Raw genomic sequence first — 24,277 nt, forward strand, 5'->3', positions numbered from 1 at the left:
CCGGGGCGGTCACCCGATCAGTTGGGCAAGTGCCGCCTCGATATCGTGGCCGCGATAGGGTTTCTCGATCAGCGCCTGGCTTTCGAACCCCTCGGGCACGGCACCATAGCCGCTGGCAAAGGCGAAAGGGACGGCGAGGTCGCGCAGCAGTGCGGCGATCGCGGTGCTGCGCTCGCTGCCCAGATTGATGTCGAGGATCGCGGCGTCGAGGCCGCCTGCCTGCGCCAGTTCCAGTCCCTCGGCCAGGCGCGCGGCCGGACCGATCGTCACGCAGCCAAGCGCCTCGAGAATATCCTCGAGGCACATGGCGACGATCGGCTCGTCCTCGACCACCAGGACGCGGAGCCCCTCGAGTGCGGTCATGACTCGCGCTCCGGCAGCGGCGCATCGACGGTGCAGACAAGGCCCGTGGGTGCGAAGTCGATCGACACCTTCCCACCAAGTTCGGCGGCAAGGCCGCGCTCGATCATGCGGGTGCCGAAACCGCGTCCCTTCGGCGTGGAAACTGCGGGGCCATCGCGTTCGGTCCAGGTCAGACGAAGCCGCGGATCGGGGCCGTCGCTTGTGGTCCAGCTGATGCCGATCCGCCCTTCCGGCACAGACAGCGCGCCGTGCTTCACGGCATTGGTCGCAAGCTCGTGGATCGCGAGCGCAAGGCTGATCGCGGTCTTGGGCGCGATGGTGAGGTCGGGGCCCTCCAGCTCGAACCGGCCGCTTTCCCCGCCATGCGGCGCGGCGGCGTCATGGATGATGCGCGCGATCGATACCGGGCCCCAATGCTCGCGCGTCAGCAGGTTGTGCGCCTCGGACAGCGCGGCGAGCCGACCCTCGAACGCGGCGCGCGCCAGCACCGGATCGGCGTCCGCCTTGAACGTCTGCTGGACGATGCCCTGGACGATGGCGAGGGTGTTCTTCACCCGGTGGTTGAGCTCGTCGATCAGCAGCCGCTGATGCGCCTCCGCACGCTTGGCCTCGGTCATGTCGCGCCCGATCGCGTGCAGCGCCTCGGGTCGGCCCTGATCGTCCATTGTCAGGCGCGAGTTGATCTCCCAGATCCGCTCCTCGCCATTCTTCGCGCGCACCCTGAGCGTCAGTCGCGTCGAGCCGCCAAGGCGCAGCTTGCGGTCGAACGCATCCATGCTGATCTCGAACTGGTCGGGCGTCATGAAATCGCCGATCGAGCGGCCGAGCACTTCGTCGAGCGAATAGCCGAGCGCAGAGAGAACGGCGGGGTTCACACTGGTGATTCGATTGTCGAGTGTGGTCGTGATGAGGAAGTCGTTGGCCTCCTCGAAGATGGTGCGGAATCGCTGCTCGCTCTCGCGCAGTTCCTCCTCGGCATGCTTGCGCTCGGTCACGTCGAACGAGATGCCGACAAACCGGCTGGGACGGTCGTCGCCATAGTCGACGCGGCTGCCATGGCTGCGCAGCCAGCGTTCCTCACCGGTATCGGCGCGGCGGATGCGATATTCGATCGTATAGCGCTCGCCGGTCTCGATGCAGCGCTGGAGCGCGTTGCGCGCGGTGGCGCGGTCCTCGACTACGATCCGGTCGATCCAGTCCTCTACCGTGCCGCTCAGGTCGGGCGTGCGCGGCAGGCCGAGCAGGTCGAACCGGTTGGTCGACCATTGCCCCTGCATGGTCGACAGATCGAGCTCCCAGATCGCCATGCCGGCGCCCTCGACCGCGAGGCGGAGCGTTTCCTCGCCCTTGCGCAGCGCCTCCTCGTGCGCGCGGCGCTGGGTGACGTCGAGTACGACCGCGAGCACACCGAACGGTTCGCCGTCCGGCCGGCGAATGACCGAGACGGTATTGTTGACCCAGACGATCCCGCCATCCCTGCGGATATAGCGCTTTTCATGGGTATATGGCGTGCCGTCGGCTACCGCGCGCTCGAACAGTCGGGTGTTGCGAGCGACGTCGTCCGGATGGGTGATCGACAGCATCGTGCGACCCATCAGTGCGTCGCGGCTGAAGCCGATGATCTCGCAGAAACGGTCGTTGACCAGCGTAAAGCGCCCGTCGAGATCGACCTGCGCGAAGCCTGCGGTCGACTGGCTGATATAGGCGGACAATTGGGCCTCGCGGTCGCGCAGCGCGAGTTCGGCTTCCTTGGCTTCGGTGACGTCGTGCGCGGTGCCAATGAAGCCGATATGGCGTCCCTCGGCATCCCAGCGCGGGGATGAGGTGGAGTGAAGCCAGCGCCAGCTGCCGTCGGCGCGTCGATAGCGGCCGACGAGCGAGAAGGTTTGCAGGCTGGCCTCGCCCGCGATCGATTCCTGCAGCAGTCGGGCTGCATCGTCGGGATGAATGATGTTGCGCCAGTCGAAAGTCAGGGCCTCTTCGTACGGAACGCCGACAAAGTCGACATAGGCGCGGTTGACGAAGCTACGCTGGCGATTGAGTCGGGTGACCCATACCGCGACCGGTGCGCTGTCCGCGATCAGGCGGAACTCATCCTCGCCCGTCGGCAATGGTTCGATTGGGGTCCCCGGCACTGACATTCGCGCGGAGCCTAGCCGGAAGTTGCGACGAATCAACAACCTATCCTGTTGACGGGTACAAGCCGAAGCCGCGGGGATCGAGTGCGACTCCGGCTTGCCCCTGCTGCCGCTCCCCGGGCGAAGGGAAGCGGCGTGCGCACTGTCCGCGCGCTGGGCCCGTAAAGGGAGAAAACGAGCCCGTCTTCACCCTATTCTGCATGGGCCTTGCGGTTGAGTCCGTGGAACTACGCAGGCACGCAATCAAACGGTGCGCGAGAGTCCAGCCGGTCGCGGATCGCTATCGCTTGACGGCCATCGCTTCAGGTGATGGAACCGCCGGCGTGACGACTCCCCCTTCAGCTCCCGGCGGCGACACCGGATCGCCCGAGTCCAATGCCCAGGCCCGGGCCGATGCGGCCGAGTCCGCAGCCATCCGGCGGCGCTGGATCACGCTGGGCGAGATCCTGGCGGTGGTGGCGGTCATCATCTCCGGCCTGACGCTGTACAACAACTGGGCGGAGCGCGGCGAGACAAAGGCGATCAAGGAGGCGGATGCGCAGCGTGCCTCGGCCAAGGCGGCAACGCTCGTCCTGACGGCCAGCGAGAGCGGCAAGCGGGCGCTCGAGCTGAAACCGGCGTCGGAGGACCAGTCGGTTCAGAGCCAGAAGATCCTGTTTCCCTCCGCGTTGGAGGTGTCGGCCGCCGAGACGACCGGGGAGCCCCGCATCGAGGCGTCGTGGTTCGAGAGCGCGCTGCAAAAGGCACGCAACGCGGCCAAGCTGCCGGACGACAGCCGGGGCGACGAGCGGCTGCCGGTGGTGATCACCACCCGCTTCGTGGTGAATGGCGAGCCGCATGAAGATGTCGCGCTTTACGACATCGGCTATTCGATTTCGGGCAAGTTCCTGAGCGGTCACACGGTGACGCTGCGCGGCCTGTCGCTGGTGTCGCGGATCAAGAGCGGGTCCGGCCAGACCCAGCTCGATGCACGCTGGAAGAAGATCCTGCCGGCGGGCTGAACCGTCGGGGTGGATCAGAGCTCGGTATAGTCGCCGCAGGCCGGCAGGGGCTGGTCGGGACGATAGCTGCCCGTTGCCGTGTCATAGGTGAAGCGCCGGGTGAAGCTGCATTTCGGATCGGCCTCGCGGACGAGATCGCGCTTGCGCAGCGGCGGGCGAGTGGTGGAGTCGCTGGAGCGCGAGGCGCCGCGCGGAAAGGCCCAGGCGCTGGTGGTGTAGGAAAGGATCGGCAGCCGCCCGGTGCTGCCCGGGACGATCCCGATCCGCGCGGAGAAGCCATATTCGTCGTGGCAGGCATCCAGGCGCTTCGCGCTGTCCTTCTCGCTGAAGCAGGCACGAATGATCAGCGAGGCGCGGATCGGTTGATCGAGAACGGCGCGGCCGCCCGGCTTGCCGAGGACGACCTCATAGAGCTGGACCTGGGTCGCGTTGCCGCCCCCGCCCGAATAGCCGGTGCTAAAGTCGGTCTGGACACCGGCCAAGAAGCGACCGTCGCCGAGGATGACGAGCCGGGGCCAGACCGAGGATGTCCCGTCCTCGCCCTTGCGATCGGCGGTTGTGGCAGCACGGCCGCCGCCGGCGCGAACGACGGGACGCGCGCCATCCTCGACGGGGACCAGCGATACGCACCAGCGGCCGTCACGCGTACAGGTCATGCCGTTGTCGTGGGCGACCAGAGAGACGATCGCGACCGGACTTGTCGGGGCGGGTGGGTGTTCGTGATGCGACGTCATCGCGATGAGAAGAGCGTGAAGCATATTCTATCCATGGGGCGCCGAATGTCAGCTTCGCTAAATTCTACAGGTCTCAGCATCGTGTGCCAACAGCTTGATGTTCATAGAGTTTCATTCGGATTTGGAATCAATTCATGTTGACTCCGAGACGCGCGTTCTACCCTAATTCGACGTCTCAACGAGGAAGGAGTGAGAATGTCTCGAATAGCGCTGAAGGCAAATCTGGCTATCCTGTCAATGTTTGCTCTCGCCTCGACCGCGCGAGCGGACGATCAGCTAAGTCCCGAAACCTGCAAGAGCGTCGCTCAATATTGTGTGCAGAGCTACGCTCAACTGGGTTATGCAACTCCCAATCAGTGTTTCGATACGCAGACCAACAACAATTGCCCTGACCCGGGCGATGCGCCGAGCGATCCTGCCAATCGTGTCTGGATGTGGTACGAAGGGCCCATCTGCATGATCTGGGCGGGCCAGAGCGGATGCGGCGTGTCTCCCGACATGCCCTGGTGATACCAGTTTCGGCTGTTCACCCCGGCGTCAAGAACGCCGGGGTGAACAATTAATGACACCCCGGTCGAGATCTAAGTGTCTAGGCTGGCCGCAAATTGATGCGACCATTTTAATTTAGGGGACTGCTCAGCGCAGCCGGGCGACGAAGGGGTGTTCGACCGACGCGTTCGGGACAACCGCAGCGCTTCGGATATTCGCCACCGCCTCGACTGCGGTCCGGTTGGTCTCGAGACCGAAGCTGCGGCCGGCGAGGATTTCCTCGTAGGACCGGGTGTGCAGGTCGGTGAAGCCGCCCGAGAACTCGATCTCGTCGCCATCGACGGTGATCGATCGCCAGGTGCGCTGACCGCGGTTGCGCGCCTCGGCGGGAACGTCGTCGATATCGATCGACATGAACCAGCGGACCCGGGCATGCTCATATTCGAGATAGCCCGCGGCATGGGCGGCGTCGTGCCAATGGACCTCGTTCGACTGCAGATCGCCGAAGATGAAGTGCAGCATGTCGAAGAAATGGACGCCGATATTGGTAGCGATGCCGCCCGACTTGGAGACGTCAGCCTTCCACGACTGCATGTACCAGTGGCCGCGCGAGGTGATGTAGGTCAGGTCGACCTCATGCTTGGTGTCGCGCGGGCCGGCCAGCACCTTTTCGCGCAGCGCGACGATCGCCGGATGCAGGCGCAGCTGAAGGATGGTGTGGACGCGCTGGCCGGTCGCCTGCTCCATCTCGAGCAGGCCGTCGAGATTCCACGGGTTCAGGACGATCGGCTTCTCGCAGATCGCGTCGGCGCCGCTGCGCATCGCGAAGCGGCAATGCGCGTCGTGAAGATAATTGGGCGAGCAGATCGACATATAGTCGATCGCCTGGCCGGCGGGGCCGCGGGTGAGGTTGTAGATGTGCCGGTCGAACCGCTCGAACTCGGTGAAGAAGTCCGCATCGGGGAAATAGCTGTCGATGATACCGACGCTGTCGTTGACGTCATAGGCAACGGCGATGCGGTTGCCGGTGTCCCGCACGGCCGTCATGTGGCGCGGCGCGATATAGCCCGCTGCACCGATCAACGCGAAATTCTTCATGTTTGTCCCTCGCTCGCGGGCCGGCTTTAGGCGGGGGCGAGGGCCGCTGCAACCGGCTGTCGCCACCTTCGCGATTTCCCGTGAGCGATGCGCCGGGCGGACGGTGCGAGCGGCCCCGCCCACGGCTCTCGCGCCATGCGACGCTGGCGATTGGGCAGTTCTTGCGGTGCGTGTAGATGGGTACGATGATCGTCTGCAGACGCCCGCGCGCCGAGAAGCGCGATGACTCCAAGAGAAGGCCGTGGAAGCCTCCGGCCATAGCGAAGATGTCGGGGCGCAAGGAGGCTCGGCGTGGCTGACGCGATCCTGGTCACCGGGGGCGCGGGCTTTATCGGGTCGGCTGTCTGCCGGCTGCTCGTCGCGCAGGGTCGGCGGGTGATCAATCTCGATTCGCTGACCTATGCCGGCAATCCGGCCGCGGTCGCGATGCTGGACGGATCGCCGCACTATCGCTTCGTGCATGGCGATATCGCCGATGCGGCGCTGGTTGCGCAGCTGTTGCGCGAGGAGCGGGTCGAGACGATCATGCACCTGGCGGCGGAAACGCATGTCGACCGATCGATCGACAGTCCGGCCGCCTTTATCGAGACGAACGTCGTCGGCACCGTGCGCCTGCTCGAGGTCGCGCTCGATTATTGGCGGGGCGAGGGCGGCGCGCGCAATTTCCGCTTCCATCACATTTCGACCGACGAGGTCTTTGGCGATCTGCCCTTCGATGGCAGCGTCTTCACCGAAGCGAGCGGATACGACCCCTCTTCGCCCTATTCGGCGTCGAAGGCAGCCAGCGACCATTTCGTGCGCGCCTGGGGACGCACCCATGGTCTGCCGGTGCTGCTCTCGAACTGCTCGAACAATTACGGGCCGTGGCAATTTCCGGAGAAGCTGATTCCGCTCACGATCCTCAATGCGATCGAGGGCCGGCGACTGCCCGTCTATAGTGACGGTTCGAATGTCCGCGACTGGCTGCACGTCGAGGATCACGCCCGCGCGCTGCTTCTGATCGCCGACAGGGGAGCGGTCGGAGAGACCTATCTGGTCGGCGGGCGTGCCGAGCGATCCAATCTGCAGGTAGTCGAGGCGATCTGTGCGCTGATCGACGACCGCACCGGAGAGCGCGGACACCGCGACCTGATCGAGTTCGTCGGCGACCGGCCGGGGCACGACCGTCGCTATGCGATCGATTCCGGCAAGATCGAGCGCGAGCTGCGATGGTCACAAGTCGAGCGGTTCGAAACCGGTCTGGCGGCGACGGTCGACTGGTATCTCGCAAATCGCGACTGGTGGGCCCCGATCCGCGCGTCGCGCTATGATGGGCAGCGGCTCGGGACGCGGTAGCAGGGGAGTCGGGGATCGGATGGCGGCGGGCGCCATCCGGTCCCGGCCGATCCCGATTACGCCGCGCCGCGGCCGATCCCGACGAGGGTCAGGCCGGCGCGCTTGGCTTCCTCGATCGGATAGATGTTGCGCAGATCGACGAGCAGCGGCGCCTTCAGGATCTTCGCCATGCGGCCCAAATCGAGCGCGCGGAACTCGTCCCATTCGGTGACGATCACGAGCGCGTCGGCGCCGTCGGCTGCGACATAGGGGCTGTCGGTGAACTCGACATTGGTCAGCATCTTGCTGGCCTGTTCCACGCCTTCGGGATCATAGGCCTTCACCGTCGCGCCCGCGTCCTGCAGCGCCTGGATCACGGCGAGGCTGGGGGCGTCGCGCATATCGTCGGTGTTGGGCTTGAAGGTCAGGCCGAGGATCGCGACGGTCTTGCCGCGCACGTCGCCGCCCATCGCCTTGATGACCTTGCGACCCATGGCGCGCTTGCGGGCGTCGTTCACCTGGACGGTCGCCTCGACGATACGCAGCGGCGTATCATTGTCGTCGGCGGTCTTCATCAGCGCCAGCGTGTCCTTAGGGAAGCACGAGCCGCCATAGCCGGGACCGGCATGGAGGAACTTCGAGCCGATGCGGTTGTCCATGCCGATGCCGCGCGACACTTCCTGGACGTTCGCACCGACCTGTTCGCACAGGTCCGCAATCTCGTTGATGAAGGTGATCTTCACCGCCAGGAAGGCGTTGGCGGCGTATTTGATCAGCTCGGACGTGCGGCGGCCGACGAACAGGACGGGGGCGTTCTGGTTGAGCGACAGCGGACGATAGATGGCGCGCATGACCTCGCGCGCGTCCTCGTCGTCGGTGCCGACGACCACGCGGTCGGGACGTTTGAAGTCCTCGATCGCGGCGCCTTCGCGCAGGAATTCCGGATTGGAAACGACCTTGGCGCCGCTTTGCGGGGCGATCTTCGCGATGATGCGCTCGACCTCGTCTCCCGTGCCGACCGGGACGGTCGACTTGGTGACGATGACGCTCGGCTTGGTCAGCGCGTGCGCGATTTCCTCGGCGGCGGCGAAGACATAGGAGAGGTCGGCGTGACCGTCGCCGCGGCGGCTGGGCGTGCCGACGGCGATGAACACGGCGTCCGCGTCCTTTACCCCTTCGGCGAGATCGGTGGTGAATGACAGGCGGCCAGCCTTCACGTTCGATGCGACGAGTTCGGCGAGGCCGGGCTCGTAGATCGGCATCACATTCTGATGCAGCAGCTCGATCTTGCGCGCATCCTTGTCGACGCAGACGACTTCATGTCCGAAATCGGAAAAGCAGGCTCCCGAAACGAGTCCGACATAGCCGGTGCCGATCATCGCGATACGCAATGCAAATCCCCCTACATTGTGATGAGTTTTGTCGAGCAGACGGCTCAGCATCTACCCTATCGAGAGCCTAAGACAAGATCATGGCAGTTGCGTGGCGAGCTTATTCTGTCGGCTCACCCGGAAAAGCGACGACCGTAACCGCTTCAGACCTGGAATTAAAAAGCCGCAGGCGCGCCCGCGGCTCTGAACGCGTCCGGACCAGCCTTCGGCACGATCGCTGTACGAGCGTGGCGCTGCCGGTCCGGAAGACTGATCTCGTCTTACAGCGGGCGAATCTGATCGCCGCCGGCACCGTCGCGGAAAAGCAGGTTGAACAAGAAGGTCACGGTGATTCTCCCATCGTGCGCAGAGCGCGCACCGGGATCGTTAATAAGATTTTAACCATCAGGCAATCGGAGCAACGGCCGTTGCGCGACGAGCCGATGACGTCATTGCGGCGCGTTTAAGCCTTCTTTCACGACTCCCGGACTATCCGGGCGCCGAGATGTCGGCATCGTGCGAGCCCCCCGCGTCCGCCAACGACGCATTTCCGCCTTCGGACGGACAGCGACCCGCTGCGCAATCGACCGATGGCGTGCCGCCCGAGTTTCCGGCCCGCTATGCCGCCGAACGGTTCAGCAGGGCGCTCGCGCTTTGCCAGATCGAGAATTTCGCGACGCTGCGCCGTCACCTCGGGAGGCCGCGCACGGACGCTCTGATTCGCGACGTTGCCGAGCGAATCGCCGACCTGTTCCCCGACATGCGGATCGCTATCGCCGGGCGCGCGACCGTCGAATTGAGCTTCGAGCGCGAGAGCCTGCAGACCGCGGCCGATCATGTCGATGCCGTTCGCCGGCGGTTCCAGCAACCGCTGATCCTGGACGGCGAGGCGTACAAGGTCGATCTGGGCATCGGTCTGGCGGTCCGCCCGGCGATCGACTGCGACGAGGTGCGACTGGCCGAGGCGGCTGAATCGGCGCTGGAGCAGGCGCTTGCCGAACGGCGCACGGTCGTGCTCGACCTGGCGCGGCTCGATCTCGCGTTCGACCGGTTGACCCTGATGCGCGAACTGCCCGCGGCAATGGCGGACGGGCAGATCTTCCTGCAATATCAGCCCAAGGTCCATGTCCGCCGCCGCGAGATCGCCAGCGCCGAGGCTCTGGTGCGGTGGCAGCATCCCGAGCGGGGCCTGATCCTGCCGGGGGACTTCATTGCGGTTGCGGAGCAGGCGGGCGAGATCGCGGCGCTGACCCTATGGACCCTGCGACAGGTCATAGCCGACCAGAAACGCCTGTCCGCCGAAGGGCATGACCTGACGCTGTTCATCAATATTTCCGGGCTGCTCCTCGCCGATACCGACTTTGTCGAGGCCGCATGCGGTATCGTCGGCGACGGCGCCGCGCGCATCGGTTTCGAAATTACCGAGACCGCGGTGATCCGCGATCCGGACAGCGCGATCCGCCATCTCCAGCGCTTCGCCGATATCGGGGTCACCCTGGCGATCGACGATTACGGTGCCGGACTGTCGTCGCTTGCTTATCTGAAAAAGCTCCCCGCGAAGGAGCTGAAGATCGACAAGATGTTCGTGATGCAGTTGACCAGCAGCAATCGCGATCCCCTGATCGTCCGCTCGACGATCGATCTGGCGCACGCACTCGAAATGGAAGTCGTCGCGGAAGGGGTCGAGACCCCGTCTGCGCTCGCTCTCCTCACGGTGATGGGGTGCGACATGGTGCAGGGATTCCTCATCTCGCGCCCGCTCGGCTTCGACGCATTCAGCAAGTTCCTGGAAGACAATTCCCTCTTTGAAGGGGCGTATGGCAGCCCGACCTTCGTGCGCCCGGAGAGCTTCTGGAAGCGCGCCTGAGCCGTAAATCCTTACCCGGTCATTAGGCCTGTCTTAATCCCCATCTGTCAGGAGTGACGAGATGCGGGCCATCCGATCCCTTTTTGCCGCGCTGGCACTGAGCGTCGCGCTGGCGTCGACTGCCCCTGCAGTCGCCCAGATGGTATCGCCGCGCGCCCCGGTCGAAATCACTCTGGACCGTGCTCGGTCGACCATGGTCGCTAACCCGGCGCAGGGATTGCGGCTTGCCGCTTCGGCCGAGATGCTGGCGCGCCGGCTCCCGGAAGGTCGCGAGCGCACGCTTGCGATCGCCACCGCACGCTGGCTGACCAGCGAGGCCTATCTTCGGCTGAACCAGATCGTGCTGGCCCGTCCGATCATTGCCCAGACGCTGACCGACATCGCGTCGATCCCGGAACCGATCAAGCTGCGCGGAGACCTGCTGCTGTCGCTAGGATCGCTGCAGATGGACGACGGCCGGGCTGCGCAGGCGCTCGCCAGCTACCAGCGCGCCTTCCGCATCTTCGAGGCGCTTAAGGAAGCGCGCAGCCAGGCGCTCGCCTATCATTATATCGCGGGCCTGTACCTCGCCGCCAATGATCATGCGAGCGCCGAGCGCTATTATCGCTGGGCGGCCGAGCTCTATTCAGGCGACCCGGCACTGTCGCTGACGTTGCACAACAGTCGTGGCAACGTCCTGATCGAACTCGACCGCTATGACGAGGCGCAGCGCGAATATGAGCGCGCGCTCACGATCGCGCGCGCGCAGGGCAACCAGCCGCTCGAGGCGCGAATCCTCGGCAATATCGCGCGCAACCAGGTCGAGGCCGGTCGGCTAGATGAGGCCCGCACGACGCTTGCCCGCGGCTTCGCCCTGGTCCGGGGGGCGGATGGCCAGAGCGTCCGAGGCACGCTGCTCGTGACCGCGGCGCGGCTCGCCTATATGCGCGGCGATCATGCGCGGGCCGCCCGCCTGATCCGCCAGCGCTTCGCCGGGGTCGACGTGACCCGGACCACCGGGGATTTCAGGACGGCCCACCTCTATGCCTATCAGATCTACCGCGAAAACGGCGAGATGCGGCAATCGCTGCGTCACCTCGAGGCGCTGCGCCGGCTGACCGACGAGGCCGCCACGGTTGCCACGAACGCGAGCACTGCGCTTGCCGCTGCCCAGTTCAACTACGCCAACAAGGAAACGCAGATCGCGACGCTGCGCGCCGATCAGGCGACCCGTGCGGCCGAGTTCCAGCGCACCCTGTTCCTGTCGATCGGTGTCGGCGCGCTGGTGCTCCTGATCACGCTGGCGGTCGCGCTGCTGTCCATCCGTCGCAGCCGTAATCAGGTTCGCGCTGCCAATATCGTGCTGAACCAGACCAACGAGGCGCTGGAGAAGGCGCTCAAGGCAAAGACCGAGTTTCTGGCGACGACCAGCCACGAGATCCGCACGCCGCTGAACGGAATCCTCGGCATGACGCAGGTCATGCTGCGCGACGCAAGCGTGGCGGGGCAGACGCGCGAGCGGATCGGGGTCGTGCACGACGCCGGAATGACCATGCGCAGCCTGGTCGACGACATCCTGGATGTCGCGAAGATGGAGACCGGGAATCTGTCGATCGAGGCGGCCCCGATGGACCTGGCCGCGATGTGCCGCGACGTGACCAGGATCTGGGCGGAGCAGGCGCGCGCCAAGGGGCTGTCCTTCGATCTCGACGTCGACGCTGCACCACAGTGGATCGAGAGCGACGCGTCACGCCTGCGGCAGGTGATCTTCAACCTGCTCTCGAACGCCATCAAGTTTACCGAGCGGGGCGGGGTGTCGCTGCGTGTGCTGGCCAAGGGCGAGGGCGGAGACGCGCGCCTGCACATCATCGTCGCCGACACCGGGATCGGCATTCCCGCGGGAAAGCGAGAGGAGATTTTCGAGTCTTTCCGTCAGGCGGATTCTGGGACGACCCGCCGCTTCGGGGGCACCGGATTGGGCCTTACCATCTGCCGCAATCTTGCTCGCGCGCTGGGCGGCGACATCCGTGTCGATGACGGCGACGGCGCCGGGTCGGTCTTCACCGTCGATCTTCCGCTGGCGCTGGCCGAGGCTCCGTCGACTCCCGCGCCCGACACAGGGGGCGGCACGGTACTGGTGCTGGATCGCAACCCGATCGCCCGGGCGTTGCTGCGTGCGGTGCTCCAGCCGCGGTTCGGCGCCGTCCGCTTCCTGACGACCGCCGATGAGGCGATCGCAGCTCTGGGGGAAGGCGGCGCGACGCATCTGCTGATCGACGAGGCGATCCTGAAAGCCGGCACCGGCGATGTTCCCGCGGCACTGGCATCGATGACAGCCGCAGCGTCGGTCGCGGAAGCCCGTGTCGTGGTGCTCTGGGCGAGGCCAACATCAGAGCTGGAGATTCTGGTTCGCAATAGCAATGTTGATCAAGTCATTGAAAAACCTGTGTCCGGGCCGGATCTGATCGCGGCGATCGTGGCATCGGAGGGTGAAAATTCCTGTCGCCTGCGGGCGGGAAAGCTTGTTTCGCGGGCGGCTTGAGACGATAGCGGGCCGCGAATGAAGGTCGCATCAAACTGTCAGACCCCAAAGGGGCACCGTGAATGAATATCCTCTTCATCGAGGACGATCCGATGAATCGCCGGGTCGTGAAGGACATGCTCGACGTGGCCGGCGCGACGATGGCGGAAGCCTCGATCGCCGAGGAAGGACTGGCGCGGATCGAATATGAGCAGTTCGACGTCGTCCTGATGGACCTGCGCATGCCGGGGATGGACGGGATCGAGGCGATCCGCCACATCCGGGCCCGAGACGACGAAAAAGGCCAACTGCCGGTGATCGTCGTCACCGCCGACACCGGCGCCGATCTGCGCGAACGCTGCATGGTCGCGGGTGCCGATGACGTGCTGTTCAAGCCGGTGGCGATGGACGCGCTGTTCGACTCGATCGGCCGGGTGCTCGCGGCAAAGGGCAGCGGGCTGATCGCCTGACGCGCGGGGCCGCTCAGTCCTCCAGGATCTGCGAGTGTTTACGGGTGTCGCGCATCCGCAGATAGGTGATCAACGACACGCCGATCATCGCGGTGACGTACCAGTAGAAGCCGCGTTCCCAGCCCCAGTCCTTGAACTGCAGCGCGACATATTCGGCGGTGCCGCCGAAGATCGCATTGGCGACGGCGTAGGGCAGGGCGACGCCCAGCGTGCGGATATGCGCGGGGAACATCTCGGCCTTCACCACTGCATTGATCGAGGTGTAGCCGGTGACGATGACCAGCGCGCCCAGCATCAGCGCGAAGGCGATCATCGGGTCATCCACCGTCTCGAGCGTGACGAAGATCGGATAGGTCGCCAGCACCCCCAGCACGCCGAAGCCGACCATCAGCGGCTTGCGCCCGATCCGGTCGGAAAGGGCGCCGCCCAGCGGCTGGATCAGCATGAACGCGAACAATGCCGCTGCGTTGATCTGCGACGCGGTCGCGCGGTCGAAGCCAGAGGTGTTGACCAGGAATTTCTGGAGATAGATCGAATAGGCATAGAAGGCGAGCGTGCCGCCCGCGGTCAGCAGCATGACCAATGCCGCCTCGCGCGGATGCTGGGTGATCAGTGCGCCGAAGCTCGACCTTGCCTTGCCCTTGCGCTCGAAACTCTCGGTCTCGGCCAGGCCGCGACGCAGCCAGAAGACGATCACCGCGAGTACGCCGCCGATCGCGAAGGGGATCCGCCAGCCCCAGGAATCGAGCGCGGCCTCGCTCATCACATTCTGCAGCACCAGCAGCACGAGCAGCGCGACGAGCTGGCCCGAGATCAGCGTCACATATTGGAAACTGGAGAAGAAGCCGCGATGGTTCTTGCCCGCCATCTCGGACAGATAGGTCGCGCTCGCGCCATATTCGCCGCCGACCGACAGGCCCTGCATCAGCCGCGCGATCACCAGCAGGGTCGGTGCCGCCACCCCGATCGTCTCGTAACCGGGCGTCAGCGCAATGATCATCGATCCGGCGCACATCAACGTGACCGACAGCGTCAGCCCCGCCTTGCGGCCATGGCGGTCGCCGTAAATGCCCATCAGCCAACCGCCGATCGGCCGCATCAGGAAGCCGACCGCGAACACCGCGGCGGTGTTCAGCAACTGGGTGGTCTGGTCGCCCTTGGGAAAGAAGTGCGGGGCGAAATATAGCGTGAAGGCGGCATAGGCATACCAGTCATACCATTCGACCAGATTGCCGGCCGAGCCGCCCAAGATCGATTTGACCCGCCGCGCCTCGATCATGCCTTCAGCCCCAGCATCCGCCCGCTCCATCGCACGCCGCCCAGCACGGGGTAGAGGAACCCCAGCCCCTTGGGCAGCCGTCCCGTCGCACGGTCGGCCGGATTGGCCGCCAGCGATCCCAGTTCGCTCAGCTTGTAGCCGATCTCAGGGCGCAGCATCAGCCCCGACATCAGCACCGGCAGCATCGTCCGGGCAGTCGGGCTCGCATGTTCGGTCGCCTCGAACTCGCCTGCCAGGCAATTCTTGGCGACGCGGACCAGCCGGCGATGTGCGCGGTCGCGTCGCAACTCGGCGGCGAACTCCGGCGACAGGTCGAGGCCCAGCCATTCGTGCATCAGCACCAGGCCCTGGGCGGCGCAGCGGCCCACGCCATGACGCTGCGCGTCGCGATAGCGCGCCTCGGGGCCGGCAGCGTCATTGCCCAGCAACGCCGCCATGTCCGCCAGCCATTTCAGGCGGAACCAGCCATGATGGGCGCCGTGCGCGAACAGATAGGGGAACAGCAGTTCGTCGCCCAGCGTCGGCACGACGATGCCCGGCGCGATCGTCATCTGCTTGCGCGGCGACTCGAGTACAGCATCGGGCAATAGCGCAGGGTTCTGCAGAAGCCGGCCGTGCAGTTCGACGATCAGCCCGGAGCCGGGATGCCGCCATCCGGTCTCCTTGGAAAATTCCATCCAGGCGGCGACCTGGTCGTCCGCCACTTCGGGGCCGGGGCTGAAGCGGATATAGCCCGCGTCGCGCAGCAGTTCGGCGGTGCGGGCGATGTCCTTGCGGCCGACCAGGATGTCGATGTCGTTGGCCGATTTCACGCTGAGCGTGCCATAGGCCTGGATCGCCATGGGCAGGCCCTTGAAGGTGATCCAGTCGATCCCGGCTGCGTCCAACATCCGGCCGAGCCGGCGGGTCTCGGCGGTGGCGCCCAGGTTCCGCCGCGCGATCTGACCGCCGCGCTCGGCGAACAGGCGGTCGATCTCCAGCGGCGGTGCGATCCGGGCGCTGCGCACCGCGTCCGCCACCAGTCCCCACACCCGGTGACGGTTGACGATCTGCGCGACGCGGGGCCAGTCGAGCGGTACCGAAGCGGCCGCCTGCACTGCGGGATCGCGCGTCACCCGCGGCCAGCGGCAGGCGGCGCACACGAAGCGGAATTCGGGGCTCGGATGATCGGGGGAGGGCGCCATTGCGGGCCCTTATATCAGCGGGCGGCTGGCCGGATAGCCGCGGTGGCATCGATGGCCTGCATGCCCGCGCCTCGGGAAAGGAAAAGGGGGAGAGCCTGCTTCGGTCCAAGGGGGCACAGAATTGACGAAGCGGACCCTCCCCAGCGCCTCGTTCGCGGCCCCAACGAGGGGGAGAAGGCCGCGAGCCGATGCGCCCCACGTCCCGGCACGGCGGGACGCGGCAATGCGTTCAGCGCGTCATCGCGCAATTCCGATAATGGCGGTTCCGGTATAGCCCTCGGCGACGGATCCGCTGAGCGTTGGCGTCTGCTGCGCGATCTGTGCCGCGCTGTTGTCCCCGAACACATTGTCGCTCGGGATCGTCACCCCGGCCAGATTGGTTGCGCTGCTGCTATACCCGCTCGCCCCCGCATAGACGGTTGCACACGCCGTAGATGGCATGGCCAATTGCGACACCAGCGTGGCGTAGCGTCCCCCGGTCGCAGATGAGAGGCTGGAAAAGACCTCGAAATGGATGTGCGGCCAACGTCCCGAATAGCAGCCGGGGAAGATGGTGGTGAAGGTCACCTGGCCGTTGCTGTCGGTCACGCCGACCCCGCGCAGCCAGCTTTCGGCCGGCAGGTCGTACAGCGAGTATTTGCCGTCGCGGTCGCAGTGCCAGATATAGACGGCGAACCCGGCCAGCGCGGCGCAGGCAGCGTTCACGTCCACGACGCTCAGCGTCAGCGTGAGCTGGACGCCCGGCGCCGTCGCGGTCGAACTGCCGACGAAGCTCGACCGGATGTCGCTTCGCACCACGCCGCTCGCGGTCAGGACGTTGCTGGTCGCGCCGCTGGAGGTGTTGGTTCCGTCGGCAGGGTAGGGGCCGTTGGTTTCCGCAGGGTCGGCGACGCAGCTCGAGGTGACGGGCGTCGCGGTCGCCGTCGGGGTCGGCGTCGGCGTGGGCGTAGGCGTTGCGGTGACGATGGTCCCGGTGCTGGCCTCCGTGCCGCCGTCGCAGCCCGACAGCAACATCGCGGTGCCCGTGCCTGCGAACCAGCCAAGCGCCCGCCGGCGGCTCGCCAGGGCGGCAAATGCCTTCAGGTCCTGTGCAAGTCCGGGGTCGTGTAGATCCATCTGCCGCTTTCCGCTTTCGTTGCTGAGCACCGTCTGGCGGCCGAAATGCATCGGGGAATTTCGCCGTGTCGCGAAACTGTTTCACGATGTTTCCGCTGGCGAGAGCGCGCTCAGCGTTCGAGCGGGATTCGGACAATCACCCGTGCGCCGCCCTGCTCGCGGTTGCCCAGCGCGACGCTGCCGCCATGCGCCTCGGCGAGTGACCGGGCGATGGCGAGCCCCAGCCCGGTGCCGCCGGTTGCGCGATTGCGCGAGGCTTCGCCCCGCACGAACGGCGCGAACAGCGCGTCTGACCCGTCGGCAAAACCTGGTCCCTCATCCTCGATCCGGATTACCGCTTGACCGTCCGCGACCTGCCATCCGACCGTCGCCGAGCCGCCATAACGCACCCCATTCTCGACCAGATTGGCGACCACCCGGCGCAGCGATTGGGAGTCGCCGCGGACGATGGCCCGCGGACCGGGCTCGATGCCGACCGGTGCGCCGGCCATCGCCATGTCGTCGACCAGGCTTTCGATCAGGCTGCCCAGATCGACGCGCTCGCTCGTGTCGATCCGCTGGTCGCGCGCGAAGCGCAGCACGGTGGCCAGCATCGACCGGATCTCGTCGATATCCGCTACCGCGCGCTCGCGGGCGTGATCGGGCAGTTGCTCCACCCAGAAGGCCAGGCGCGTGATCGGCGTGCCCATGTCGTGAGCGATCGCCGCCAGCATCGTCGTGCGGCTTTCCGCCTGCTCCAGGATGCGCGACTGCATCGTGTCGAGCGCGGCGGCAAGCTCGCGCACCTCGCGTGGCCCCTCGCGCGGAATCGGGCTGCGCGTACCGAGCCGCATCGATCCGGCGACTGCCGCGAGCTTGCGGATCGGGCGGGATATGGCGCGCGCGACGAGCCATGCACCCAGCGTAAGCAAGCCGAGCACGGCGAGGGTCGAACCGAGGGTGAGTCTGTGCCATGCCGACAGGATCGGCCGGGGGGCGGAGACTGCTGTGCGGACGCCGCCGGGCCTGTTCCAGGTGACTGCGAAATCGCCCCACAGCGCATCTCGTCCGGGAGCCTGGACGCGCTGGTACCGCCCGTCGATCTGGGACGCCGGCACGCCCAGGGCGCTGGCGATCGCCGCATCGCGCTCCTCGCTCGGGAAGCCCTTCGGCGTGTCGGGCCCGGGGGCTCCCGGCACGACCGTGAACCGGCCGGCGCGCATCCGCTCGGGCGGGCGGCCTTGTTTCAGCCCTGCCGCGACGTCCTCGATCAGCACGGGGCGCGGGAAGGGCGGGGGGCCGCTGAACATGATCGCGAACTGGACCAGCGACGCCACCGCGACCGCGGCGACCACCAGGAGCACGATCGGACCGACGATCGATCGCGGGCGGCGCCCCCCGGCGCGGGTCATCGGCGGGTCACCTCGGCCACGAACATATAGCCTTCGTTGCGGATCGTGCGGATCAGGTCGTCATTACCAGGTCGCGCTAGCTTCTTGCGCAACCGGCTCATCTGGACGTCGATCGCGCGGTCGAAATGCTCGGCATTCAGTCCGCGCGAGAGGTCGAGCAGCGTGTCGCGGGTCAGCACCCGCCGAGGATTCTCGACCAGTGCCAGCAACAGGCGGAATTCGCCGTCGGACAGGTTGATCACGATATCGTCGGGGTCGACCAGCTGCCTGCCGACCGCGTCGAGTCGCCATCCCGCGAAGCGCATCACGCTGCGCATCGACTCGGCTGCGGGAGCGCCGGGTTCGCGGTTCGCGCGCCGAAGCACGGAGCGGATGCGGGCGAGCAACTCGCGCGGATTTGCGGGCTTGGCCAGATAGTCGTCGGCGCCCATCTCGAGCCCGACGATGCGATCGACCTCCTCGCCGATCACCGACAGGATGATGACAGCCGGGCGATTGACCGGATCCAGACCGCGCAGGATGGTCAGCCCGTCCTCGCCCGGCATCATCACGTCCAGCACGATCAGCGCATAGTCCCGTTCCGACATGGCTTCGCGCATCTGGGCGCCGTCGCCGGCGGTATCGACGACATAGCCATGAGCGGACAGGAAGGCTGCGGTCAGTTCCCGGATGCCGGGGTCGTCGTCGACGATCAGGAGGCGCGGCTCATGGGGCATGGCAATGGCGAGGGCGGTCATCCGGTCCTGATGGTGGCTCAGCCTATCCGCCGGGTTGCAGCGCTGCAATGTGATGAAATATGGCCGCGCTGTGGCTTTCGGGTCACGCTGTCCGGGCGCGGCCGGTCGCGCCGATCGCGTGAATCGCTTGAAACTCGCGACTCTCCCTGCTACCGGCGCCATCAACGTCGCGAGTCATGCGCTCCGGCGATCCCTTATCTATTGAAGATTTATTGGAGCACTGACGGCCTTATGCAAATCATCGTCCGCGACAACAATGTTGACCAGGCGCTGCGCGCGCTCAAGAAGAAGCTGCAGCGCGAGGGCGTCTATCGCGAGATGAAGCTGCGCCGTCATTACGAGAAGCCCAGCGAGAAGCGTGCTCGCGAGCGTGCAGCGGCGGTCCGCCGTGCGCGCAAGCTCGAGCGCAAGCGCATGGAGCGCGACGGCGCCCGTTAAGTCCTGATTCGGTCATCCCGCGCGGACAGTGCCTGCGCGGGATGGCTTTTTTCTGCCGTCGTTAGGATTACCGGCGGTTCCGTCGTTCGAGGATTCCGTCGATGTCCGTGACTGCCGTGCCGCTGCAGCCCGTCAAGAAGAGCGTGAAGCTCTGGCTCCTGCTCGGAGTCCTGGTTGCCTTCGCCCTTGCCGGGGCGCTTGCCTGGGTCGGCACCCGCGACGTGGTCATCAAGAACATGACCAACGAGGAATTCCTCGCCGCGAACCGCGACAATCCGGGCGTGAAGCAGACTGCGTCCGGCCTTCAATATGAAGTGATCAAGGAAGGCACCGGCCCTGCAGGGCAGGACGGTGGCGCCGTGATCCTCAACTATGAAGGCACATTCCGCAACGGCAAGACCTTCGACAAGAGCCAGCAGCCGGTTCCCTTCCCGGTCCTGGAGGGTAGATCGATCCCGGGCTTCTATGAAGGCCTGAAGCTGATGAAGGCGGGCGGCGAGTATCGCCTGTGGATCCCGGCCAAGCTGGCCTATGGCGAGAATACGCCAGATCCTACGCGGCTTCCCCCCAATTCGCTGCTCATCTTCAAGGTAACGGTCGATCGGGTCCTGTCGCCCGAGGACGTCCAGCAGATGATGATGCGCCAGCAGATGCAGGGTGGCGCTCCCGGCGCCCCCGCGGGTCCCGAGGCTGCGCCGCAGGGCGACGGTCACGCTCACTGAGTCGCGCGCGCCGCCAGCCTTCGGGCCTGAGGCGGTGCCGTGTTTGATCTGACTGATGCGCGGGCGGTCCTGTTTGACGCGATCGTGACATCTACCTGTCAGAAACTGGCATTTGCTTCAGGTAAGTGCAGCTAAAACAGTCGATTTCGGCGTGGTTCGTACCCTGTCGCCATTGCCCTACGCGATTTGAGAGCGTATCGGGTTCGCAACTGCACAACGCAGGTTGCGGGTCCAGATGAAGCGGGCGCCTGTCGCGCTGTCGAAACAAGAAGGGCCGTCAGGATGCTGATGACGCGCGGTCAGCCGCAGCCGGTAGCACGCCGATATCTCGAATCGCTGTCGTTCCAGCTGCTCGGCATCGTCGTCGCATCGCTCGGCGCGCCCTTCATCTATGTCGCGCTCCAGCCGCTTCAGAACCTCGCCGAGGCGACGATCGTCAACAGCGCGATCATGTCGCTGCTCGCCGCGACCATCGCGCTGTTCTTCTACCGGCGCGTCACCTCGTTCCCCGGCACACGCGGGTTCGCCTATATCATCCCGGCCTATTCGGTCACCTTCGGCCTGGCCGTGGCGATCATGCTGTTCGGGCGCCTGTCCTATAGCGGCGCGATGATGCTGACGGGCTTTGCCGCCTCGACCGTATTCGGGTTCCTGGCAGCGCATCTGTCCCAGAAATATGCCCGCAGGCAATTCTATCTGGTGCCGTTCGGCAAGACCGATATCGCCACCGACACCCAAGGGGTCGACTGGATCGTGTTGAACCGGCCTGAGGTTCCCGACTACGATCCGCATGGTGCGATCGTCGCCGATCTTCGCCATGACCTGAGCCCGGAATGGGAGCGCATGCTCGCCTCCGCCGCGTTGTCCGGCCGGATCGTCTATCACTCCAAGCAGCTCCGCGAGTCGCTGACCGGCCGCGTCGAGATCGAGCATCTGTCCGAGAACAGCTTCGGGTCACTGCTCCCCAACCTGGCCTATCGCAAGATCAAGCGCGCAGTCGATATCCTCGTCGCGCTGATCGCACTGCCGATCCTGGCGCTCCCGCTGCTGTTGATCGCCGCCTGGATCCGGCTGGATTCCAAGGGGCCGGCGCTCTTCATTCAGGAGCGGATGGGATACCGGCACAAGCCGTTCAAGGTGCTCAAGTTCCGGACGATGGAAGTGCGCCCCGCCTGTTCGGAGGCCGAGGCTCAGCGCGATGCCATCACCCAGGCGCACGACGCGCGCATCACTCGCGCGGGCCGTTTCCTGCGCCGCAGCCGGATCGACGAACTGCCGCAGTTGTGGAACGTGCTGATCGGCGAGATGAGCCTGATCGGCCCCCGGCCCGAGGCGATCCAGCTGGCGAACTGGTACGAACGCGAGCTGCCCTTCTACGTCTATCGCCACATCGTTCGGCCAGGGATTACCGGCTGGGCCCAGGTGAACCAGGGCCATGTCGCCGAGCTCGACGACGTGCACATCAAGCTTCACTACGACTTCTACTATATCAAGCATTTCTCGGCATGGCTCGACCTGCTGATCACGATGCGGACCATCGGCACGATCCTGACCGGCTTCGGCTCGCGCTGAGCCCGGCCCGCCCGGTCATCGGGTCGGGCGTAGTGTTCCCTGCGACGCTGCCATCGCCCGGAGGTCACGGATCCGGACTTGCGGATCGGCATGCGTGCGGAACAGCCCGAAGAGGGTGATGGCGGGATCCAGCCGGGCTAGAATTTCGGCGCCGCGGCTCAGGTCATAGCCGGCAGCGATTGCCAGCCTTCCGCCAAAGGCGTCAGCCTCTGCCTCGGTGCGCTGGACAAGTTCGCCATTCTTCCCGAACCCGCGAAGCGCGCCGTTGCGGGGAATGCGGGCCGCCTGAAGCAGGTCGCGATGGCGCAACTGGACATGACCCATTTCGTGGCCGATCACGAAGGCCAGCTCGTCGTCGTTACGGGCGAGGGCGAGCAAGCCGGTTGCGACGATGACATAGTCGCCATTGGCGACCGCCTGGCGCTGGTTCGAGACGGCAAGGCGGATGCGAAGCAGGCAGCCCTGTACCGGGGTGAGCATGCGCTCGATCGTCGTGCCGCCTCGCAGCAGGGTCAGGCTGGCGGTGCCGCGCTCGAGCATCTGCAGCAGCTTCCCCTCGCTTGCCTCGATGGCTGCCCTGCGCGCCTTCACGTCCGCAATCGCGGCGATGGACACAGGCGATTCCAGTGGCTCGCCATTGACTGCCAGCAGGATGTCGCCGGCCTGTAGTCCCGCATGTGCCGCGGGGCTGTCGGCGACGACCGAGAGGATGCCGGGGCCACGATCCAGCCCGCCCTCGATCAATGCAGGCCGATCCGCGGGGGTATAGTCGCCAAGGTGATGAAGGAGCAGGCCAGAGACAGGGGCGAGACGGGGGCAGAGCTCTGGTCTGGCAGTGGCCAGGCGATAGCCGATCGTCGCGATCCGGAGGTCGTCCGGGCGCAGGCTGCTGGCCGCCACCGGCGATGCTTGATGCACTGATGCTATGTGCTCGGCCACCACGGGGGATGCGGCAATGGGTCCCGCGCTGCCCAGCGTCAGTGCGAGGGCAGCCGATCGGTTAAAGCGGAGCGTCATGGTGCCTCATCAGGCACAGCCCCGCATTGCGCGCAATAAAAAAGCCGGGCGACAGCCGCCCGGCTTCTTCGAAACCGACGTAGGTAGACGATTACGGGCTGGTCGGCTCCGAGTCGCCCGACAGACCGATTGCGACGCCGCCAATGATGGCTGCGAGCGCGAGGACGCCGACGAGAGCGGTCGAACCGCTGACTTCGCTGTCACCACGAACGTCTTCGCTAGCGGGCTGGGGAGCCGACTGCGCAACGGCCGCCGACGAGACCGCTGCAAGCGACAAAGCCGCTGCGATCGAAACAAGGCCCTTGAATTTCACTTCTAATTCTCCCTCTAAGCCTGCTGCCCGACTTAACGAGCGCGGGGATATCCCATCGCTTCGTCGGTGTCCACCCCATATCCCGAACCATCAAAAGGCGTTAGCCGTGATCGCTGGAGTATGGACCGCCACGAAACTTCCGAGTCAGCGACAAGTTCCTTCCGCTGGAGTCGGCCTAGGTGATTTACCGTAGAGTCGCAAGCGAAAGGCGGAGTTTCTGACGCATTCGCAGCAAACCTGTTGCTGCCGTGCAATAGTCCGGTCCGATTTGGATCGCATGGGAGGCGCGGGCGGGCGGCTGCCTCAGGCCGGCATCTGTCCATTGGTCTGGATCAGCCAACGGTCCGAGCCCTCGAATCCCATCGCGGTCAGAACCCCGCTGGCGAAGGCGCCGGTGTCGAGGCCGATCCGATTCGGCCGAAGCTCGACATCGTTCGCGATGCTGTGCCCATGAACCACAATCTTCTCGAGCGGCCCGCGATAGGTCAGGAAGTCGTCGCGGATCCAGCGCAGGTCGCTGATCTTCTGGCGCGCCAGCGGCAATTCGGGTCGTACCCCGGCATGGACAAAGGCATAATCGCCGATGACGATCATGTCCTCGAAGCTTTCGAGGAAGTCGAGATGGCGTTGCGGCACCTTGTCCCGAACCAGGTCGAACAGTTCCTCGAACGTGCTGTCGCGAAACTCGCTGTCGCTCACGCCATAGCTGAGCACCGTTGCGTCGCCGCCGATGCGCAGGAAATAGCGCAGTGCACCGACACTGCCATTCGCTCCGCCGCGAAGCGCCTGAAGGAAGACTTCCTCGTGATTGCCTAGCAGGAAGCGGGTCTCGGGATAGCGTTCCTTCACCTCTATCAGGCGCTCGACCACCTGCGCGGAGTCGGGGCCCCGATCGATCAGGTCACCCAGAAACAAAAGCGTCGTTTGCGAGGCGCCGCGCGTGCGGTCGTCTGCCTCGATTCGCGTCAGCAGCGAGTCGAGCAGGTCGAGCCGCCCGTGAATGTCGCCGATGGCATAGAGCCGCTGCCCCGGCGGCACCGAGCCGTTCGGCTCGTCCCGGGATGCGCTGGCGGCCGCTTTCTTGAAGAGCTTACTGAACATGACGCTGCTTTCGCGGCCCTATAACGCCAAGCGGGCGTCGCGGGAAGAGTTACGCTGCGGTGC

General features: G+C 65.6%; 23 protein-coding genes. 10 read left to right on the forward strand and 13 right to left on the reverse strand.

What is annotated here, in order from left to right:
- Positions 1–9: 9 nt before the first annotated feature.
- Together ACZ1H8_RS15390 and ACZ1H8_RS15395 are read right to left on the reverse strand one after the other, a co-directional pair.
- Positions 10–363 carry a response regulator gene (locus tag ACZ1H8_RS15390; RefSeq protein WP_465178056.1) on the reverse strand — a complete coding sequence of 118 codons (354 nt, stop codon included), beginning with the start codon at positions 361–363 and terminating at the stop codon, positions 10–12.
- Complete coding sequence (locus ACZ1H8_RS15395; protein WP_465178057.1) at positions 360–2,504, reverse strand: PAS domain-containing sensor histidine kinase; 2,145 nt, start codon at positions 2,502–2,504, stop codon at positions 360–362. The genes ACZ1H8_RS15390 and ACZ1H8_RS15395 overlap by 4 nt, the downstream gene beginning before the upstream one ends.
- A gap of 320 nt (positions 2,505–2,824) precedes the next feature.
- On the opposite strand from ACZ1H8_RS15395, the gene ACZ1H8_RS15400 reads away from it, so the two are divergent.
- Positions 2,825–3,502 carry a hypothetical protein gene (locus ACZ1H8_RS15400; RefSeq protein ID WP_465178058.1) on the forward strand — a complete coding sequence of 226 codons (678 nt, stop codon included), beginning with the start codon at positions 2,825–2,827 and terminating at the stop codon, positions 3,500–3,502.
- A gap of 14 nt (positions 3,503–3,516) precedes the next feature.
- Here the strand turns inward: ACZ1H8_RS15400 and ACZ1H8_RS15405 are convergent, their stop codons facing one another.
- Entirely contained in the window at positions 3,517–4,158 is a 642-nt protein-coding gene (locus tag ACZ1H8_RS15405; protein ID WP_465178059.1) for a hypothetical protein, read from the reverse strand.
- A gap of 273 nt (positions 4,159–4,431) precedes the next feature.
- Here ACZ1H8_RS15405 and ACZ1H8_RS15410 point away from each other — a divergent pair, with 273 nt between their 5' ends.
- Positions 4,432–4,746, forward strand: a complete 315-nt coding sequence (locus ACZ1H8_RS15410; protein WP_465178060.1) for a hypothetical protein — start codon at positions 4,432–4,434, stop codon at positions 4,744–4,746.
- 126 nt (positions 4,747–4,872) lie between these two features.
- Here ACZ1H8_RS15410 and ACZ1H8_RS15415 read toward each other — a convergent pair whose 3' ends face one another.
- Positions 4,873–5,823: a Gfo/Idh/MocA family oxidoreductase gene (locus ACZ1H8_RS15415; protein ID WP_465178061.1), complete on the reverse strand. Its 951-nt coding sequence runs from the start codon at positions 5,821–5,823 to the stop codon at positions 4,873–4,875.
- 291 nt (positions 5,824–6,114) lie between these two features.
- On the opposite strand from ACZ1H8_RS15415, the gene rfbB reads away from it, so the two are divergent.
- A complete protein-coding gene (gene rfbB, locus ACZ1H8_RS15420; RefSeq protein ID WP_465178062.1) occupies positions 6,115–7,158 on the forward strand; it encodes a dTDP-glucose 4,6-dehydratase in 1,044 nt (347 codons plus the stop codon).
- Between the two features lie 56 nt (positions 7,159–7,214).
- Here the strand turns inward: rfbB and ACZ1H8_RS15425 are convergent, their stop codons facing one another.
- Positions 7,215–8,528, reverse strand: a complete 1,314-nt coding sequence (locus ACZ1H8_RS15425) for a UDP-glucose dehydrogenase family protein (RefSeq protein WP_465178063.1) — start codon at positions 8,526–8,528, stop codon at positions 7,215–7,217.
- Between the two features lie 227 nt (positions 8,529–8,755).
- Here ACZ1H8_RS15425 and ACZ1H8_RS15430 point away from each other — a divergent pair, with 227 nt between their 5' ends.
- The 4 genes from ACZ1H8_RS15430 (at position 8,756) to ACZ1H8_RS15445 (ending at position 13,344) form a co-directional block, all read left to right on the forward strand.
- Positions 8,756–8,974, forward strand: coding sequence for a hypothetical protein (locus tag ACZ1H8_RS15430; protein WP_465178064.1), 219 nt, complete (start codon positions 8,756–8,758; stop codon positions 8,972–8,974).
- Positions 8,975–9,012: 38 nt separating this feature from the next.
- Positions 9,013–10,374: an EAL domain-containing protein gene (locus tag ACZ1H8_RS15435; protein ID WP_465178065.1), complete on the forward strand. Its 1,362-nt coding sequence runs from the start codon at positions 9,013–9,015 to the stop codon at positions 10,372–10,374.
- A 61-nt stretch (positions 10,375–10,435) separates the two neighbouring features.
- Positions 10,436–12,895: a sensor histidine kinase gene (locus tag ACZ1H8_RS15440; RefSeq protein ID WP_465178066.1), complete on the forward strand. Its 2,460-nt coding sequence runs from the start codon at positions 10,436–10,438 to the stop codon at positions 12,893–12,895.
- 62 nt (positions 12,896–12,957) lie between these two features.
- A complete protein-coding gene (locus tag ACZ1H8_RS15445; RefSeq protein WP_465178067.1) occupies positions 12,958–13,344 on the forward strand; it encodes a response regulator in 387 nt (128 codons plus the stop codon).
- 13 nt (positions 13,345–13,357) lie between these two features.
- Here ACZ1H8_RS15445 and ACZ1H8_RS15450 read toward each other — a convergent pair whose 3' ends face one another.
- From ACZ1H8_RS15450 to ACZ1H8_RS15470, 5 genes are all read right to left on the reverse strand, one after another.
- On the reverse strand, positions 13,358–14,623 hold the full coding sequence (locus ACZ1H8_RS15450; RefSeq protein ID WP_465178068.1) for an MFS transporter: 1,266 nt from the start codon (positions 14,621–14,623) through the stop codon (positions 13,358–13,360).
- Positions 14,620–15,807, reverse strand: a complete 1,188-nt coding sequence (locus ACZ1H8_RS15455; protein ID WP_465178069.1) for a nucleotidyltransferase domain-containing protein — start codon at positions 15,805–15,807, stop codon at positions 14,620–14,622. Before ACZ1H8_RS15455 ends, ACZ1H8_RS15450 begins: the two co-directional genes overlap by 4 nt.
- 237 nt (positions 15,808–16,044) lie before the next feature.
- Positions 16,045–16,974 carry a dioxygenase family protein gene (locus ACZ1H8_RS15460; protein ID WP_465178070.1) on the reverse strand — a complete coding sequence of 310 codons (930 nt, stop codon included), beginning with the start codon at positions 16,972–16,974 and terminating at the stop codon, positions 16,045–16,047.
- 59 nt (positions 16,975–17,033) lie between these two features.
- The gene (locus ACZ1H8_RS15465) at positions 17,034–18,314 is read right to left on the reverse strand and encodes a HAMP domain-containing sensor histidine kinase (protein ID WP_465178071.1); all 1,281 of its coding nucleotides are present in this window, start codon (positions 18,312–18,314) and stop codon (positions 17,034–17,036) included.
- On the reverse strand, positions 18,311–19,051 hold the full coding sequence (locus tag ACZ1H8_RS15470) for a response regulator (protein WP_465178072.1): 741 nt from the start codon (positions 19,049–19,051) through the stop codon (positions 18,311–18,313). The genes ACZ1H8_RS15465 and ACZ1H8_RS15470 overlap by 4 nt, the downstream gene beginning before the upstream one ends.
- Positions 19,052–19,282: 231 nt before the next feature.
- Here ACZ1H8_RS15470 and rpsU point away from each other — a divergent pair, with 231 nt between their 5' ends.
- The 3 genes from rpsU (at position 19,283) to ACZ1H8_RS15485 (ending at position 21,783) form a co-directional block, all read left to right on the forward strand.
- Positions 19,283–19,489 (forward strand): 30S ribosomal protein S21, encoded by a 207-nt coding sequence (gene rpsU, locus ACZ1H8_RS15475; RefSeq protein ID WP_010162663.1) that lies wholly within the window; start codon positions 19,283–19,285, stop codon positions 19,487–19,489.
- A gap of 101 nt (positions 19,490–19,590) precedes the next feature.
- Positions 19,591–20,211: an FKBP-type peptidyl-prolyl cis-trans isomerase gene (locus ACZ1H8_RS15480; protein WP_465178073.1), complete on the forward strand. Its 621-nt coding sequence runs from the start codon at positions 19,591–19,593 to the stop codon at positions 20,209–20,211.
- 282 nt (positions 20,212–20,493) lie between these two features.
- The gene (locus ACZ1H8_RS15485) at positions 20,494–21,783 is read left to right on the forward strand and encodes a sugar transferase (protein ID WP_465178074.1); all 1,290 of its coding nucleotides are present in this window, start codon (positions 20,494–20,496) and stop codon (positions 21,781–21,783) included.
- A 15-nt stretch (positions 21,784–21,798) separates the two neighbouring features.
- Here the strand turns inward: ACZ1H8_RS15485 and ACZ1H8_RS15490 are convergent, their stop codons facing one another.
- The 3 genes from ACZ1H8_RS15490 to ACZ1H8_RS15500 form a co-directional block, all read right to left on the reverse strand.
- Positions 21,799–22,701: a M48 family metalloprotease gene (locus tag ACZ1H8_RS15490; RefSeq protein ID WP_465178075.1), complete on the reverse strand. Its 903-nt coding sequence runs from the start codon at positions 22,699–22,701 to the stop codon at positions 21,799–21,801.
- A 190-nt stretch (positions 22,702–22,891) separates the two neighbouring features.
- Positions 22,892–23,113 carry a hypothetical protein gene (locus tag ACZ1H8_RS15495; protein WP_465178076.1) on the reverse strand — a complete coding sequence of 74 codons (222 nt, stop codon included), beginning with the start codon at positions 23,111–23,113 and terminating at the stop codon, positions 22,892–22,894.
- Between the two features lie 303 nt (positions 23,114–23,416).
- On the reverse strand, positions 23,417–24,214 hold the full coding sequence (locus tag ACZ1H8_RS15500; RefSeq protein ID WP_465178077.1) for a metallophosphoesterase family protein: 798 nt from the start codon (positions 24,212–24,214) through the stop codon (positions 23,417–23,419).
- Positions 24,215–24,277 lie beyond the last annotated feature (63 nt).

Source organism: Sphingomonas sp. BL-S-25 (genome assembly GCF_055521555.1).

Coding starts and splice junctions, on each gene's coding strand:
- rpsU (WP_010162663.1), top strand. CDS start 19,283: ATGCAAATCATCGTCCGCGACAACAATGTTGACCAGGCGCTGCGCGCG.
- ACZ1H8_RS15480 (WP_465178073.1), top strand. CDS start 19,591: ATGTCCGTGACTGCCGTGCCGCTGCAGCCCGTCAAGAAGAGCGTGAAG.
- ACZ1H8_RS15455 (WP_465178069.1), bottom strand. CDS start 15,807: ATGGCGCCCTCCCCCGATCATCCGAGCCCCGAATTCCGCTTCGTGTGC.
- ACZ1H8_RS15390 (WP_465178056.1), bottom strand. CDS start 363: ATGACCGCACTCGAGGGGCTCCGCGTCCTGGTGGTCGAGGACGAGCCG.
- ACZ1H8_RS15485 (WP_465178074.1), top strand. CDS start 20,494: ATGCTGATGACGCGCGGTCAGCCGCAGCCGGTAGCACGCCGATATCTC.
- ACZ1H8_RS15405 (WP_465178059.1), bottom strand. CDS start 4,158: ATGACCTGTACGCGTGACGGCCGCTGGTGCGTATCGCTGGTCCCCGTC.
- ACZ1H8_RS15465 (WP_465178071.1), bottom strand. CDS start 18,314: ATGACCCGCGCCGGGGGGCGCCGCCCGCGATCGATCGTCGGTCCGATC.
- ACZ1H8_RS15440 (WP_465178066.1), top strand. CDS start 10,436: ATGCGGGCCATCCGATCCCTTTTTGCCGCGCTGGCACTGAGCGTCGCG.
- ACZ1H8_RS15450 (WP_465178068.1), bottom strand. CDS start 14,623: ATGATCGAGGCGCGGCGGGTCAAATCGATCTTGGGCGGCTCGGCCGGC.
- ACZ1H8_RS15410 (WP_465178060.1), top strand. CDS start 4,432: ATGTCTCGAATAGCGCTGAAGGCAAATCTGGCTATCCTGTCAATGTTT.
- ACZ1H8_RS15500 (WP_465178077.1), bottom strand. CDS start 24,214: ATGTTCAGTAAGCTCTTCAAGAAAGCGGCCGCCAGCGCATCCCGGGAC.
- ACZ1H8_RS15445 (WP_465178067.1), top strand. CDS start 12,958: ATGAATATCCTCTTCATCGAGGACGATCCGATGAATCGCCGGGTCGTG.
- ACZ1H8_RS15470 (WP_465178072.1), bottom strand. CDS start 19,051: ATGACCGCCCTCGCCATTGCCATGCCCCATGAGCCGCGCCTCCTGATC.
- ACZ1H8_RS15460 (WP_465178070.1), bottom strand. CDS start 16,974: ATGCATTTCGGCCGCCAGACGGTGCTCAGCAACGAAAGCGGAAAGCGG.
- ACZ1H8_RS15415 (WP_465178061.1), bottom strand. CDS start 5,823: ATGAAGAATTTCGCGTTGATCGGTGCAGCGGGCTATATCGCGCCGCGC.
- ACZ1H8_RS15435 (WP_465178065.1), top strand. CDS start 9,013: ATGTCGGCATCGTGCGAGCCCCCCGCGTCCGCCAACGACGCATTTCCG.
- ACZ1H8_RS15395 (WP_465178057.1), bottom strand. CDS start 2,504: ATGTCAGTGCCGGGGACCCCAATCGAACCATTGCCGACGGGCGAGGAT.